The sequence below is a fragment of the Aeromonas sp. QDB54 genome (assembly GCF_027707385.1).
Lineage (GTDB): Bacteria > Pseudomonadota > Gammaproteobacteria > Enterobacterales > Aeromonadaceae > Aeromonas > Aeromonas hydrophila.
In genome coordinates this window covers 20,460-35,560 of sequence record NZ_JAPCIT010000025.1, presented here as the reverse complement: position 1 = coordinate 35,560, position 15,101 = coordinate 20,460, and the positions used below count along the sequence as shown (strand labels likewise).

The window sequence follows — 15,101 nt, the reverse complement described above, 5'->3', positions numbered from 1 at the left end:
CCTCGGTCGCTGGTTTTTTTTATGCGCGCAAGTTGGCTCAGCCCTGCGCCAGCAGGCCGGCAAACTCCTTCATCGGCATCGGCCTGCCATACAGATAGCCCTGCAGGAAGTTCACCTGACGTGCCCGCAGATAGGCGGCCTGCACCTCGTTCTCCACCCCTTCGGCAACCAGCAGCAGACCGAGCCGGGTCGCCAGATCGATGACGTTCTCGACGATGTGGCTGGAGAGGGCATCGGAGCCGATCATGCCGACGAAGCTCTGGTCGATCTTGAGAAAATCCACCTGGAACTGCTGCAGATAGGTGAGGCTGGAGTGGCCGGTACCGAAGTCGTCGATGGCGATGAAGACCCCCAGCTGATGCAGCTCGGCAAACAAGCGGTCGGTCGTCTCGTCGGCCACGATCAGTTCCCGCTCAGTCAGCTCCAGCACCAGCTTGATCGGGTTCTCCCGAAACGCGTTGATGAAGTCGCGGCAATCCTCCAGCAAACTCATGTCCTTGCAGTGGCTGGCGCTGATGTTGAAGCCGAAGTGGAACCCTCTGGGCAGGCTGTGCACCCGGTCGGCGAACTGCTCGCGCACCTGCTCCATCAGCAGCCGGGTCATGGGCACGATGAGGCCGCTGTCTTCGGCCAGCGGAATGAAGCGATCCGGCGAGATGAGGCCTTGGCGCGGATGCTGCCAGCGCATCAGCACCTCACAGCCGCTCCAGTGGGCGTCGTCACCGGTCACCACGGGTTGCAGGTAGGGGATGAACTCCCGCTGATCCAGCGCCCGCCGCAGCTCCTGGGAGGGCGAAGTCGAACGGCCGGCCAGCCAGTAGACCAGGCAGCCCGCCAGCAGACCCAGCAATGGGTAGATGATGAGACTGGCCCGAGAGTAGTTCCAGATATGGCTGCCGTACTCGTCGTGGGAGAGATCCGTGACCACCCGAAACGGATACTTGCCGGAGGTCTGCTCCAGCGACCCCAGCGCCACGGGCGGCACCTCGTCGTGGATCTGGCCGTCGGCCAGCATGCTCTGCGCCCCGATCACCAGGGTCAGCGGCGAGTTGCGGCTGAGCATGTCGAGGATGTTGTGCAGGTAGTAGCCATCGATGCCGACCAGCACGCTGTACTCCCCCACCGGTTGGCGGTAAACCACCAGAGGCCGCCCCGGCGTCACCGGATTGCCCCGCATCAGGTCCAGCTGGCCATTGGCATAATCGGCCAGCTTGAAGGGGCCCTGATAGGGGCCGTAGAGCGAGGAGCAGTAGACCACTTCCCCTTTGGCCAGGTTGACGGTGCGCACGTCCGGCACGGTCGCCACCTGATCCCGCAGCCCCTGCACCACCTCCTCGCAGGGACGCCCCACGCTGCCCTGCACCATGGCCGCCGCCTGATGGGCGTGATCCAGGGTACGCTCCAGCATCTCCCTGGCATGGAGCAGACGCTCTTCGGCATCCTGCTTCATGCCGGCAAAGGTCTGCCAGGAGACGATCAATACCCCGAGCAGCAAGGGGAGCAGGCCGGCCAGCAACGCCGCCCCCAGCCTGGTATAAAACTGGCGCAACCTCAAACGACGAAACGGCATACCCACCCTCGCGGCAACGGTGAAAAAGCGGACGAGTCTACTCCTATCCCCTTCTCTGACAAGCCTTTCTGACAACTCTGACGGCAGAGCGGGGCGCTCTGACCAACACTATATCGCGTCTGCAGCGTGGCGACAGCGGCAGTCGCTGCCATCCCTTCACATGTGCGCAATGTTCGCTGCACGCCCCCTGGCGCGATGCGCCAGATGCCTGCTGTGACGATTATAATCTTTGCAAAAACAGCTGCTTGTTCATCTGGTGTCGGCCCACTAGAGTAGAGCCAACAGCGTCAGGGAGTCTGCATATGAAAATATTGATCACGGGAGGGACAGGCTTCATCGGTCGCCGTCTGGTGGCCCATCTCAAGGTGGCCCACGAGGTGCTGGTGCTGACCCGTCAGGGCAGCCGCGCCTATGATCTGCTCGGCCACGACGTCAAGCTGCTCGACAGCCTGGATCGGCTCGACAACCTCAACGACGTGGACGCGGTCATCAACCTGGCGGGGGAACCCATCGCCAACGGCCGCTGGAGCGAGCGGCGCAAGCAGCTGCTGTGTGACAGCCGCTGGCTGCTGACCGAACAGCTGGTCGACCTGGTCAAGCTCTCCGATACGCCGCCCAGGGTGCTGATCAACGCCTCCGCCATCGGTTGGTATGGCCGTCAGGGCGATGAGCCGCTGGACGAGCAGTGCCAGACCCCTTACGACGAATTCACCCATCAGCTCTGCCAGCAGTGGGAAACCCTGGCCCGCGAAGCCCGCAGCAAGCATACCCGGGTCTGCATCGTACGCATCGGGCTGGTGCTCGGCACCGACGGCGGCGCCCTGCCCAAAATGTTGCCTCCCTATCGCGTCGGCCTCGGTGGCCCCATGGGCACAGGGAACCAGGTCATGAGCTGGATCCACATCCAGGATCTGGTGCGCGCCATCCTGTTCCTGCTGGAACACGACGAGTGCGACGGCCTGTTCAACGGCACGGCGCCGCAGCCGGTCAGCAACCGCGAGTTCAGCCAGACCCTGGCTGGCACCCTGCATCGGCCACACCTCTTCTTCGTGCCGGCCCCCCTGCTGCAGTTGCTGATGGGCGAAGCGGCCGATCTGCTGCTCACCGGCCAGAGGGTGCTGCCGACCCGTCTGCAGCAGGCCGGCTTCCACTTCACCTACCCGGCGCTGCCCCAGGCCCTTGCCAATCTGCTGAGCACTGCCCGCTGACCGGGCTTATCAGCCACCCGGATAACAATCAGCCCGGCCATTGCCGGGCTGATTGTCATTGCGCCTTGTGGCATCCGCACAGGATGCGGTGATCAGGGCAGGCCCTGCCCCAAGCCACGCAGCCGATCGCTCAGAGTGCCCGCCAGCAGCTGGCGCTGCATGCCCTGCCCCGCCAGCGTCACCAGCACGGCCCCCAGCAGCGGTAGACCAGCCCAGATGGCCCAGTGGAACTGCCACTGCCCCTCAAACCACCACCACTGCAGGCCGAGGGAGCAGAGTTCAACCACCATGGCAGCACACAACCCCGCCAGCAGGCCGCTGGCAACCAGTTCCCAGCGCAGCATCTTTCTGAGCAGCTCGCTGCCGGCCCCCAGGGTGCGCATCAGCAACAGCTCCCGGCGTCGATGAGCCATGCTGGCCTGGGTCTGGGTCAGCAGCACCAGCAGCGCCGCCACCGTCACCAGCCCCAGCATCAGCCCCAGCGCCCGGCTAACCTGATCCGACACCGCCGTCAGCCGCACGATCAAGTCGTCCACATCGATCAGGCTCACCGTGGGGTGTCGGCGGATCAGCTCCACTTCGGCCACCCGCCCCTGCTCCGGCAGACGATAGCTGCCGAGCCAGGTCTGGGAGAAGGGCGCCAGCACGTCCGGCGAGAAGATCATGTAGAAGTTGGGCCGCATGTTGTCCCACTTGATGGCCCGCAGACTGGTCACCTGCGCCTTGAAGCTGCGCCCCTCGATGGTGAAGCCCAGGGTGTCGCCGAGGGCGATGTCGAGCCGTTTGGCCAGATCCTTGTCTACCGATACCTGGCCGGGGCCATCCAGCCAGCGTCCTGCGGTCAGGGTATTGTCCGGCGGCAGGGTGGCAGTGGTAGTGAAGTTGAGCTCGCGATTGACCCCTTCGCGGCCATCTTCATCCGTGTCGCGCACCGCCTCGCTGGCGATGCTGACCAGCCGGCCGCGCACCATGGGGTAGAAGTCCGAGGTCACGGCCCCCGCCTGGCGCAGATCGGCCAGGATCCCCTCCCGCTCTCCGTCTGCCACGTTGACCAGGAAGCGGTTGGGGGCATCCGCCGGCAACCGGGCCGAGAACTCGCCGAGCAGGTCGACCCGCGCCGCCCACAGCAGACCGAACAGCATGAGTGCCAGCGCAAAGCCCGCCAGCTGGAACAGGCCGCTGCCCCGCTCGCGGGAGAGATGGCTGATAGCCAGCCGCAGCGCGTGGGGCCCCTGCACCCGGCGTCCCAGCCGTAGCAGCAAGGAGGCGATCAGCGCCAGCAGCCCCATCAGCAGGCCCATGCCTCCGATCAGCCCCAGCGCCAGCGTCGCATCGGCGGTGAAGCCCCACACCAGCCCAAACAGCCCGAGCAGTGCCACCGGCAACGCCAGCCAGGGCGGGATCCCCGCCTCCAGCTCGCGCCGCAGTACCCGCAGCGGCGGCACCTTGAGCAGGCGCAGGAAGGGCACGAAGGCCAACAGCAGGGTGATGAAGAAGGCCACCGCCAACCCCAGCGCAAAGGGTCGCCACGACGGCGGTGGTAGATCAGCTGGCAGCAGGTTGCCCAGCAGGTGCAGGGTCAGCCACTGCATGGCGCTGCCCGCCACCAGACCGAGCAGGGCGCCGACCAGCGTCAGCGACAGCAACAGGGTGCCCATCAACTGCCAGAGCGAGCGACGGGAGGCCCCCAGGGTCTTGAGCAGCGCCACCATGTTGGTCTGGCGCTCGGCAAAGTGACGCACCGCGATGCCCATGGCCAGCGCCCCCAGCAGCACTCCTGCCAGGGAGGCGAGCCGGAAGAAGCGCTCGGCATTGGCCAGCGAGCGGCCCACCTGGGAGCCCTGGTCGTCCGGCTTGATCAGCTTCTGCCCCGCCTTGAGTCTGGGTTTGAGCCAGCGTTCATAGTCGGCCACCTGCTCGCGGGAGCCCTTGAACAGGTAGCGCCACTGCTGGCGGCTGCCCGGCAGCAGGGCACCGGTCGCCTCCACATCGGCGCTGTGGATCAGCGCCCGCGGCGCCAGCAGGAAGGGACTGAAGCCCTGATCCGGCTCCTGCCCCAGTACCCCCGCCACCTTGAGCACCGTATTGCCTACTTCCAGCGCATCCCCCGGCTTGGCCGCCAGCAGCTGCATCACCCGGGCGGAGAGCCAGATCTCGCCGGGCGCCGGCGCCCGCTGGGGGCTCAGCTCCAGCTTGCCGTAGAAGGGGAAATCCTCTGGCACGGCGCGGATGGAGGCCAGCTGCAAGGCATCGCCATGAAACAGCATGCTGTTGAAGCTGACCGTGGTCTGCACCGCCAGACCCGTTTTTGCCGCCTGCTCGAGCCAGGCGGCCGGCGCCGGCGTGGCCGAACGCAGCACCCGGTCGGCACCGATAAAGTCGCGGCCCGAGGCTTTGAGCCCGGCATCCAGCCGATCCGCCACCAGGGCCACGCTCAGCACGCAGGCCACGCTCAGCGCCAGCGCCAGCACGAACCAGCGCAGCTCGCCGTTGAATCCTTCCCGGCGCAATAACTTGAATCCCAGTCGCCACTGACTCATGACAGCTCCCTGACTCTTGCTGCAGAGGCGGCTTCGGATGCTGACGCAGCCGCCGCCAGCCGTCCTGCCGCCATCACCAGCTGTCGCTGGCAACGCTGAGCCAGCTCGTGATCATGGGTCACCACCACGAGCGTGGTGCCATGCTCGCGGTTGAGCTCGAACAATAGCTCAATCACCCGCTCCCCGGTCTTGCTGTCGAGGTTGCCGGTGGGCTCATCGGCCAACAGCAGGCTGGGCCGGGTCATGAAGGCCCGGGCGATGGCGACCCGCTGCTGTTCACCGCCGGAGAGGCGCGGTGGCAGATGGTGCAACCGCTCGCCGAGGCCGACCGCCGCCAGCAGCTCGCGAGCCCGCGGCTCGCAGCGGGTCTCGCCACGCAGCTCGGCAGGCAGCATGACGTTTTCCAGCGCGCTCAGGGTGGGCAGCAGCAGGAAGGACTGGAACACAAAGCCCACCTGCTCGGCCCGCAGCCGGGCACGCCCCTCCTCGTCCAGCTGCAGCAGCGACTGGCCCAGGATCTCGATATCCCCCTGGTTCGGCAGATCCAGCCCGGCCAGCAGCCCCAGCAGGGTGGATTTTCCGGAGCCGGAGGCACCGACCAGCGCCACCGTTTCGCCGCTCTTGACTTGCAGGTCGATCCCTTCAAGGATGGTGAGGCTTTCCTGGCCCAGGCGCACTGTCTTGCCCAGGCCCTTGACGTTGATAATGGGAGTTGAATTCATGACGCGTTTCCTGTTTGCCTTGTGCTGCCTGGTGTCATCGGTGCAGGCCCAGACCCTGCTGGTACTGGGCGACAGCCTGAGTGCGGGTTATCAGATGCCGGCGGAGCAGAGCTGGCCTGCGCTGCTCAATCAGAAATGGCAGCAGCAGGGGGGTAAACATCAGCTTATCAATGCCAGCATCAGTGGTGAAACTACGCAAGGGGCGCTGGCCAGATTGCCGGCCCTGCTCAAGGAACATCAACCGGACTGGGTGCTGATCGAGCTGGGTGGCAACGACGGGCTGCGCGGGTTCGCGCCGGCCATCACCCGGGACAATCTCACCAAGATGGTGGCGCTGACCAAGGCGCAACAGGTAAAAACCGTGCTGACCCAGATCCAGCTGCCCCGCAACTACGGCGCGCGCTACCTGCGCCAGTTCGAGCAGATCTTCCCGGAACTGGCCAGCGCCAATCAGCTGCCGCTGATGCCCTTCTTCATGGATGATATTGCGCTGCGCCCTGAACTCATGATGAACGATGGCATCCACCCCACCGCCGCCGCCCAGCCGCAGATCCGCGACCGGGTGGCCAGCTTCATCGAGCCGCTGCTGACCCAGTGATCCCGGTGTCATGACCTTGCCTATCTTCCGGGTTCCAACCCCAATAAACATCCCGCCAAGGCGGGATTTTTATTGCTCCGGTTTCAGCGCTCCAGGATCTGGCGCAGCCGCTCCTGGGCCACCCCGACCAGCAGGTCTGGCTGAAACTTGGAGATGAAGCGATCACAGCCCACCTTCTTGACCATGGCCTCGTTGAAGTTGCCGCTCAGCGAGGTGTTGAGGGTGATGAAGAGATCGGACATGCGGGCATCGCTGCGAATTTCGTGGGTCAACCGGTAGCCGTCCATCTCCGGCATCTCGGCATCGGTGATCATCAGCAGGATCTCGTCGGTCACCTTCTTGCCCGCATCGCACCACCCCTTGAGCAAGTTAAGCGCCTGCAGGCCATCCTGGCACTCGATCACCTCCAGCCCCAGCTGGCCCAGGGTTTCGCGCACCAGATTGCGGGCCGTGCTGGAGTCGTCGACGATGAGTACCTTGCGGCCGTGCATTTCCGGCAGGATCTCCCGATCCAGCACCTCTTCCGAGATGCGGATGTCATAGGTGATGATCTCGGCCAGCACCTTCTCCACGTCGATGATCTCGACGATCTGATCGACGCCGTCCTCGGGAATGCGGGTGATGGCGGTCAGGTAGTTCGCCCGCCCGGCGGAACGCGGCGGCGGCAGTATGTCCTTCCAGGTCATGTTGACGATGTTGGCCACCTGCCCCACCAGAAAGCCCTGAATGGTGCGGTTGTATTCGGTAATGATGAGGTTGGACTCGGCATCGATGGGCATGGGGCGCATGCCGATGGCGCTGCGCAGGTTGATCACCGGGATCGAGGTGCCACGGATGTTGGCCACCCCGCTGATGTTGTGGTGCGCTCCCGGCATCTTGTTGAGATGGGGCAGCTTGACCACTTCCCGCACCTTGAACACGTTGATAGCAAACAACTGTTGGGATCCCAAACGGAACATCAACAGCTCCAGGCGGTTCTCCCCTACCAGCTGGGTACGTTGGTCCACTGAATCCAATATGCTCGCCATATAAAGCCCTTACGTCCGTTGCCCGAGTCTCGCCATAGTATAGAAGGGTCAGAATCCCAACACGACCCGTATTCTTATCCTATGTCGGCCAGATGATGCAGGAACTTGATAAAAAAAAGCGAGACCCGGCTCGCGGCCGGGCTCTCTTCAAGCTTGTCAGTAACCATTCGCTCACAATCCTCTGTCGACGGTGATACGGCCCTGATTATCCGATGAAAATCAGCGCCCCCTTCAATCCCATGACATAAAAAAAGCGGCAGATGAATCTGCCGCTTGTTGCCTGGGATCGACCGGATTACTTGTCGATATCCAGCATGTTGTTGTTCAGCATGTAGTCGATCACCTGGGACGAGGTGGCCGACGCGCTGCCGGTGAGACTGTCGAACGTGTGGTTCATCAGCACTATCTCCTGGGTCACGGGGGCGGCGCTGCTCTCCTTGACCTGCAGGTGAACCCCTTCGCTGTCCTGGAAAACCGAGAGCAGGCTCTTCAGATCGTTCTGGTTGCGAGAACCATCGTGATCCAGCAGGTCGCTCAGATCCAGCTTGTCACCTTCCGCCTTGGAGAAGTCGACCACGTAATCCTTGGCCACGCTGCCCACAGCGGTATCGCCCTGCAGCCAGGTGAAGGTATCGGCGCCGCCATCCCCCTTGAGGATATCATTGCCAAGCCCACCGACCAGGATGTCATTGCCCAGACCGCCGCTCAGGGTATCGTCACCGCTACCGCCGTACAGGGTGTCGTTGCCGCTGCCGCCGTACAGAGTATCGTTGCCGCTCTCGCCGTACAGGGTGTCGTTGCCGGCACCACCGAACAGGATGTCGTTTCCGGCCCCGCCGAACAGGAAGTCATCGCCACCCTGACCGAACAGGATGTCGTTGCCATCGCCGCCGATCAGCACGTCCGCCTTGTCGTTGTTGGAGGACTGATCGAACTCGCTGGCGTGGTCCGTGATGTAGTCATGGACCTGGGCATCGGTCACCGAGCCTGCGCTCAGCTTGCCGGCCACATACTGCTTGATGGCCGCGTAACCTTCACCGTTGATGCCGGCGAAGTGGATGGCATCACCGAACAGGATGTCGTCACCGGCACCGCCGTCGATCCGGTCTCTGCCCGGCAGGTTGTTCACCGAGGTACCCAGAATGGCGTTGGCCAGGTCACTGGCGTTGACACCGGTCATGATCACGCCGTCAGAGTCGTAGGACTTGAGATCGTTGTAGGAGATGTTGGTCCCCAAGCCAATCGCCTCTACCGTAACACCCATACCGGTCAATAAGCCGAAACCAGCGACTGAATTGGCAATTGTTAAACTACTAGAATTCTGGCCGTCTCCCCCTAAAGACCAATAAACATAACCACCCTTGCCATCTGGCCGCATCGCACCGATGGTACTTTGTGAACCCGAGGTGCTGTAGGAATAAACCTTGCCCTGTTCATCAATAACGGTGTATCCATTTGAGGTGTACACTTTGCCAGCAACATACCCCCCCTGAAGAATCTGATTAAGATAGACATCATTCTTGTCATTTCTGTAATCATCAACTATCGGGTTTCCTCCCTGACTATCCAGATAGTAGGTCGGCTTACCATCGGTAATGAAGTAGGTCAGGTTCTTGGCATTGGTATTACCCTGTACGGTCGAGCTGTTGAACCAGTTGGCCGTGGTTTTGAACACATCCTCGTAGTTGGTGCCACCACCGCTGTTGGTGCTGCCATCCATGCTGTCGAGAATGGCTTGCAGCTGGCTCAGGGCGTTGCTGTCCTTCAGGTTCACGCTGACCGACTTGTTGGCCAGGGTGTCGAAGTCCACCAGGAAGATGTTGACCTTCCCGGCCCCATCGGTGCCGGCGCTCGCCTTGAGGCTGGAGAACACCTGTGCCAGCTGGCTCTTGATGGTGTTCATGGCGCTGCTGCCGATACTGCCCGAGCTGTCGACCATGAAGGCGATGTTGTAGTTCTGGCCCGGCAGTACCACGCTACCATCCAGGTCCCCGACCACGATATTGTGCTCGTTGCCATAGGTGCGGTTCTGATCGCCCGGCTCCCCTTCGGTGGAAAGGAAGTAGCTCATGCGGATCGAATCCTGATCCGATGCACTGCTGGTCTGATCGGTCGCCACTTCCTTGGCAATGGCTTCTACCTTGAGGTCGAACTGGCCGGCACTGCTGCCCGGTACCCGCAGGGTCAGACCGGTCAGTTTGACGTCCAGCGCGCTCTGGTTCCACAGACCGGTCAGCGTCAGCTTGCCATCGGCCCCCACGGTGCCGAGCACGGTGGAGCCCTGATACAGAGTCGACCCCGTCGGCATACCGGTCAGCACCAGGCTGTCGAACTGCTCGCTGCCATCCCGGTCGGTCAGGGAAGCGCTGATCTCGAGCGGGTAATCCACCACGCTCGGCTGTACCGCCGTCAGGGTGCCGTCGGTCTGGTTGAACTGGTAGATACCGTCATCAAACTGCACCAGCTCGATGTCGTAGAGCGACTTGCTGATGGTGACGCCGTTCTCCTTCATCAGGAAGTTGAAACCGCCGTCACTTCTGCGCTCGATGACATAGTTGGCACGCGAGCCCATCAGCACGGCCAGGTCGGTCCCGGCGCCACCATACAGGGAGTCGCCACCCAGTCCCGCCACCAGGATGTCATTGCCGGTGCCACCGTCGAGGGTATCGCCGGAGACCGAGTTGCCGCCGACCAGTACATCATTGCCGGCACCGCCGACAAAATGATCGCCGCCGCCCTTGACGCTAACGATATAGTCATTGCCGTTGCCACCCACCACTTGATCCGGACTAGTAGTGCTGTCGGTCAGACTATTGGTGATGCCAAAGTTGCCCTTGTTGAAGCTGCCGCTCTGGAACGCCCCGGTGGAGATGCCGGACGACGGGTACTGGGTATAAAGCGGGACGCCGTTGCCCGTCAGGCTGATGTCGACCACCGGCTTGTCCGCGACCGCCGTGATATCGATCACCAGCTTGCCGCTGTTGCTCAGGTTGGCGCCGTCGCTGATCTGGTAACCAAAGCTGGCGTAATCGCCCTGCAGGTTGCCGGTCACGACGCCATTGCCGTTGCTGGCATTGGTGCTCGACTCGTTGAGGCCCGACACGAAGCGCAGGTGGCCGCTGTCGATATCGGCGTAGGAGACAAGATCCCCCACCTTCACCGCAACCCACTGGCCTGCAGCATTGAGGTACTCGAGCTTGCCACTGAGAGGCAGAGTGCTGATCTTCACACTGAGATCGCTCGTAACCTGATCATCGCTGGCACCAAACTGGGCCCACTTCAGCACCAGCGGCGTGTCTTCCTTGCCGGTACTGTAGCCACCCGTGGTCACCGGCGCACGATCGTTGTCGATGATGGTTCCGATGCCGTTCTGACCGCCCACGGTCACCGTCAGGGTTTCATTCGCTTCGACCAGACGATCGTCCACCGTCGGGATGGTCACGGTAAAGCCCGACACCCCGGCCGGCACGGTGATCTTGCCGGTGGCGCTGTTGTAGGCCACCCCGTTGCTGAACTGGGCTGTACCCCAGTCAAGGCTGGAAGCCGGGTTGGTACCGCTGCCCTTGATGCCGAAGTCATACTGGGTCGCTTCCTGGGTCGCATCAGAGAGCGTCACCGTGTGCAGCAGGTTGCCGCCTTCGGCCGCACTCTCGCTGGAGACCGACTGTACGATAGGCGTAAACAGCGGCTTGGTTGCGAAAGAGCCCAGGCTGTAGTCGCCGTCGCCATCCACCACCTTGATCTGGAAGTCGATGTCGCCATCTCCCAGCGGCTTGGACATGTTCTGATACTGGAAGAACTCCCACTTGCCGGTGGCCGGAGTAAATTCCAGACGGAACACCAGGGTGCCATCGCTGGCCTTACCGACCAGAGTATTGGCCGATTCCATCGTGGTGGTGATCAGCTTGCCGGTCGCCGTGCTCAGCCCGGTCTCGGTAGAACCGACCAGTTGCATGTAGCCCTTGCCATCGGCACCCCACTGCGGGGTGACCGTGCCGGAACCGTAGGCGATGGCCGGCGCCGTGGTGGCACCGAGGAACTCGATGCTCTTCACGGTGAAGTCGCTGTTGTCGGCGTAGAGGCCGTTACCATTGTTGGTGGCCTTGATGACCATGGTATCGAAGCCGCCCTGCTGCACCTGGAAGTTGCCGGCATAGTCGCCACCCGCCGCGTTGGAGCTGAAAGTCTGGGTACCGATCAGCACGCCGCCGCGGTAGAACTCGACCACGCCGCTCTCCAGCTCGCCACCGAACATCTGGCTGAACTTGATGTTGGCGCCATAGGCCACCTTGCCCGCATCCAGCTTGACGATCAGCTGCTCGGAAGCAGAAGTACCGTTTGCAAAGTGGCGGAAGTCCACCTCGTTGGCGAGGTTGTGGTTCGGTGAGCCGACGCTGGAAACCCCCAGACCAGAGCTGGAACCATTGACATTGGCGGTGATCAGGGCCGAGTTGGTCGACGAAGTAAAGCCCAGCGCCGTGATGCTGAAGCCGCTCACATTCAGGGTCGTCTGGTTGCTGCCACTGTACTTGGTCAGATCAAACAGGCCGGTCAGGGTATCCGGGATGTTGGTCTTGATGACGGAGACGGCCGCCATGTCACCGGCCACCGGCGAGTCATCCTCGACCGAGATGGGCAGACTGCCGGTGGTGGTGGTCTTGCCATCCGAGACGGTCACACCGATCTGGAAGTTGAGTACGTCTTCACTGCCCTTGACCGGATGATCAAGCGGGGCCTTGAGCGTCACGTCATAACTCCAGTCGCCCTTGCTGCCACCGGCAGGTGCGGTCAGTTTCACATCCATGACCGCTTTGTAGTCGGCGCCGCCCGGTGTACCGGTATAACCGGTCAACACCTTGGTGGCGGCATTCCAGCTCCACTGCACCGCGGCACCGCCAGCCGTCAGGCCAGCCGGCCCGTTCAGGCTGATGGTAAGCGTATCCTGGCTGTCGACATCGCCGACCGTGATCTTGCCGCTGGCGGCCACGCTGTTGGTGGTATCGCTGCTGCCTGCAGTATCGGTAATGCCGCCGGCCAGCCCCTCTTCGGAGACCACGGCCCCCTTGTCGATACTCAGGGTTGGTGCGTCGTTGCTGCCGGTGATGGTCACGGTCACGCTCGACTTGGTGCCGTCCACGCTGGTGACGCCGAAGCTCTCGCTCACCTTGTCACCCACGTTCAGCTCGTTGAACGCGCTGTTGGCGGTGAAGGTCCACTGGCCGTCCTTCGCCAGGGTGAACTCGCCGTACTNNNNGCCACCCACGTTCAGCTCGTTGAACGCGCTGTTGGCGGTGAAGGTCCACTGGCCGTCCTTCGCCAGGGTGAACTCGCCGTACTGGCCCACCACGGTGATCGGGGTGAAGGTGTTGTCCGGGTTGTCCACGTCGGTCGCGGTCAGGGTGCCGCCGGTCACCAGCGGTGCATCGGTCTCGGTCAGGGTCACGTTGGCGCTGCTCACCACCGCCGCGTCGTTGCTGCCGGTGATGGTCACGGTCACGGTGTGGGTGGTGCCATCGACCGAGGCCATGGTGAAGGTCTCGACCTTGGTCTCGCCCTCGCCCAGGTACTGCACCTTGCTGTTGTCGACGTTGTAAGTCCAGGCACCGCCTTCGGTGATGGTCAGGCTGCCCAGTGCACCGGCACTCGGGGTGCCGTTGCCGGCCAGGAACTTGGCCTCGTCGGCGCCGTCCACGTCGGTCACGCTCAGGGTACCGGTCTCGGTCAGCAGCGGGTTGGTCTCGTCTTCCACCACGCCGCCAGTATCGGTGCCGGTAATGACAGCCGCGTCGTTGACCGGCGTAACAGTCCCGGTCACGCCGCCTGTGGCGCTGTTCAGGCCATCGGTGATGGTGTATTCAAACGCAATGTTGCCATTGAAATCCGGAGCCGGCGTGAAGATCAGCTGGCCATTGCTCAGGGTGACGGAACCATTGCTGATCGCTACCGTGCCGCCTTCGGCAATGGTCTGGCCATTGATGGCGGTAATGGTGAGACGATCGCCATCCACATCCGTGTCGTTGCCAAGCACATTGATGGTGACGGTACCGTCCTCCCCCACGGTGAACTGGTCGTCACCCGGCAGAGGCGCGGCATTCACCACGCTGTTGTCGGTCCCCTTTGGCGAAGTGTTGCCCACCGGGTCGGTCAGGGTGGCATCCACAGTGATGGGGCCGTTGACCGGCAGATCCGTGGTAGGGATGGTCAGGGTGACCTGGGTACGGCCGATGTCGTCGGTCGTCAGAATTCTGCTGGAGTCAGGCACGCCATCACCGTTCCAGTCCACATCGAGACGATCACCAGCCTTGGCATCGCCCGGCAGCCGAATGATGACATCCACCCCGTTTTCGCGCTCGTTGGCGGAGATGACATTGTCCGCGCCGTCCTGGATTTCCACTTGTGGCGCCGAGGGAGCGGTACTGTCCACGCTGCCGTCATCGGTCGCGGTGCCGGTGTTGCCGGCCGGATCGGTGACGCTGGCCGTTACTGTGTAGGAGCCATCAACCAGCGGAGTGGTCACGTCCACGCTGAAGGTGCCATCCGGATTGACGGTGGTGATCAGGGTTTGCTGGTTGCCATTGGCATCGGTCACCAGCAGGGTCACAATACTGCCTGCGTCGGCATCCGTGGTTCCGGTGATGGTCGGGGTCGTGTCGTTGGTATTGTCAGGTGCGGAGACGGAGATCACCGGCGGGACGAGATCAATCAGGCGGTTCTCTTCACCCGGCAGTGCATCAGCAATCACGCCGGCATCGGTCTGGTTGGCCGTATCAAAACCGGCCGCCGCTATGGTGGCATCACCGGTACGATCGATGGTAACGAAACCACCGTTGCCACTGGCGCCAGCCACGCCACCAATGCCACCACCACCGGCGGCAGGCGCCCCACCTGCGGCAGATGCTTCAAATGCCTTGGTCGGGTCGGCGCCACCCAGGATGGCCTGCTGCAGGGCCGCGATGTCATTGGGATTGCCGGACGGCACATTCTGGGCAAGCTGCGGCTCTTGAGACGTTTCATCCTCAACCTGCTGCTCGTGGGTCGGGCTCAGGGTGAAAGTCTGGTTGCCGCCTTTGAAGCTGGCGCCTTCAGGAGTGATCAGCACCGCATCCTTGGGCAGGATATCGCCTTCGGCGAGCTGCTTCTGGCTGCCATCAGCAGCCACCAGGTAAACCTTGCCTTTCAACTGGGTAACGACGACGTCCTGATCCAATGCGATATTGTGGCTGCTCATGTTCTCTCCTGAATCTCTATTGGCATGCAATATTCCACCGTCTAATGTGCCCGCGAATGGCGCCGGAAACCAGTTAGAAAATTCGAATGGATAGACTGATTTGAGGCTGGAACGGTCGGTTAAACAGAAGGGTCAACAACGGTGGGGATGGAAAATAAAATCAAGATGATCAATGTGTTGCATTTTGATGACGGGAGCACTGCGAGT

General features: G+C 62.5%; 7 protein-coding genes. 2 read left to right on the top strand and 5 right to left on the bottom strand.

All coding sequences use genetic code 11. The annotated features are described in order from the left end of the window. Nucleotides 1–37 precede the first annotated feature (37 nt). Nucleotides 38–1,570 carry an EAL domain-containing protein gene (locus PG881_RS20125; protein ID WP_029299126.1) on the bottom strand — a complete coding sequence of 511 codons (1,533 nt, stop codon included), beginning with the start codon at nucleotides 1,568–1,570 and terminating at the stop codon, nucleotides 38–40. Nucleotides 1,571–1,872: 302 nt separating this feature from the next. Between PG881_RS20125 and PG881_RS20120 the strand changes: the two genes are divergently transcribed. Next, complete coding sequence (locus tag PG881_RS20120) at nucleotides 1,873–2,778, top strand: TIGR01777 family oxidoreductase (protein WP_270802460.1); 906 nt, start codon at nucleotides 1,873–1,875, stop codon at nucleotides 2,776–2,778. Between the two features lie 92 nt (nucleotides 2,779–2,870). On the opposite strand, the gene PG881_RS20115 is transcribed toward PG881_RS20120, so the two are convergent. Continuing rightward, the gene (locus PG881_RS20115) at nucleotides 2,871–5,318 is read right to left on the bottom strand and encodes an ABC transporter permease (protein ID WP_270802458.1); all 2,448 of its coding nucleotides are present in this window, start codon (nucleotides 5,316–5,318) and stop codon (nucleotides 2,871–2,873) included. Further along, nucleotides 5,315–6,040, bottom strand: a complete 726-nt coding sequence (locus PG881_RS20110) for an ABC transporter ATP-binding protein (RefSeq protein ID WP_270802456.1) — start codon at nucleotides 6,038–6,040, stop codon at nucleotides 5,315–5,317. The genes PG881_RS20115 and PG881_RS20110 overlap by 4 nt, the downstream gene beginning before the upstream one ends. On the opposite strand from PG881_RS20110, the gene PG881_RS20105 reads away from it, so the two are divergent. Beyond that, complete coding sequence (locus PG881_RS20105) at nucleotides 6,039–6,638, top strand: arylesterase (protein ID WP_029304382.1); 600 nt, start codon at nucleotides 6,039–6,041, stop codon at nucleotides 6,636–6,638. The two genes, PG881_RS20110 and PG881_RS20105, sit on opposite strands and share 2 nt — an antisense overlap. An 83-nt stretch (nucleotides 6,639–6,721) precedes the next feature. Here the strand turns inward: PG881_RS20105 and PG881_RS20100 are convergent, their stop codons facing one another. After that, the gene (locus PG881_RS20100; RefSeq protein ID WP_017410908.1) at nucleotides 6,722–7,666 is read right to left on the bottom strand and encodes a chemotaxis protein CheV; all 945 of its coding nucleotides are present in this window, start codon (nucleotides 7,664–7,666) and stop codon (nucleotides 6,722–6,724) included. Between the two features lie 295 nt (nucleotides 7,667–7,961). Further along, on the bottom strand, nucleotides 7,962–14,894 hold the full coding sequence (locus PG881_RS20095) for a retention module-containing protein (protein ID WP_270802453.1): 6,933 nt from the start codon (nucleotides 14,892–14,894) through the stop codon (nucleotides 7,962–7,964). Nucleotides 14,895–15,101 lie beyond the last annotated feature (207 nt).

Excerpts from the sequence above, each read along its gene's own strand:
- PG881_RS20125 (WP_029299126.1), bottom strand. The coding sequence starts at position 1,570 with ATGCCGTTTCGTCGTTTGAGGTTGCGCCAGTTTTATACCAGGCTGGGG.
- PG881_RS20100 (WP_017410908.1), bottom strand. The coding sequence starts at position 7,666 with ATGGCGAGCATATTGGATTCAGTGGACCAACGTACCCAGCTGGTAGGG.
- PG881_RS20105 (WP_029304382.1), top strand. The coding sequence starts at position 6,039 with ATGACGCGTTTCCTGTTTGCCTTGTGCTGCCTGGTGTCATCGGTGCAG.
- PG881_RS20110 (WP_270802456.1), bottom strand. The coding sequence starts at position 6,040 with ATGAATTCAACTCCCATTATCAACGTCAAGGGCCTGGGCAAGACAGTG.
- PG881_RS20120 (WP_270802460.1), top strand. The coding sequence starts at position 1,873 with ATGAAAATATTGATCACGGGAGGGACAGGCTTCATCGGTCGCCGTCTG.
- PG881_RS20115 (WP_270802458.1), bottom strand. The coding sequence starts at position 5,318 with ATGAGTCAGTGGCGACTGGGATTCAAGTTATTGCGCCGGGAAGGATTC.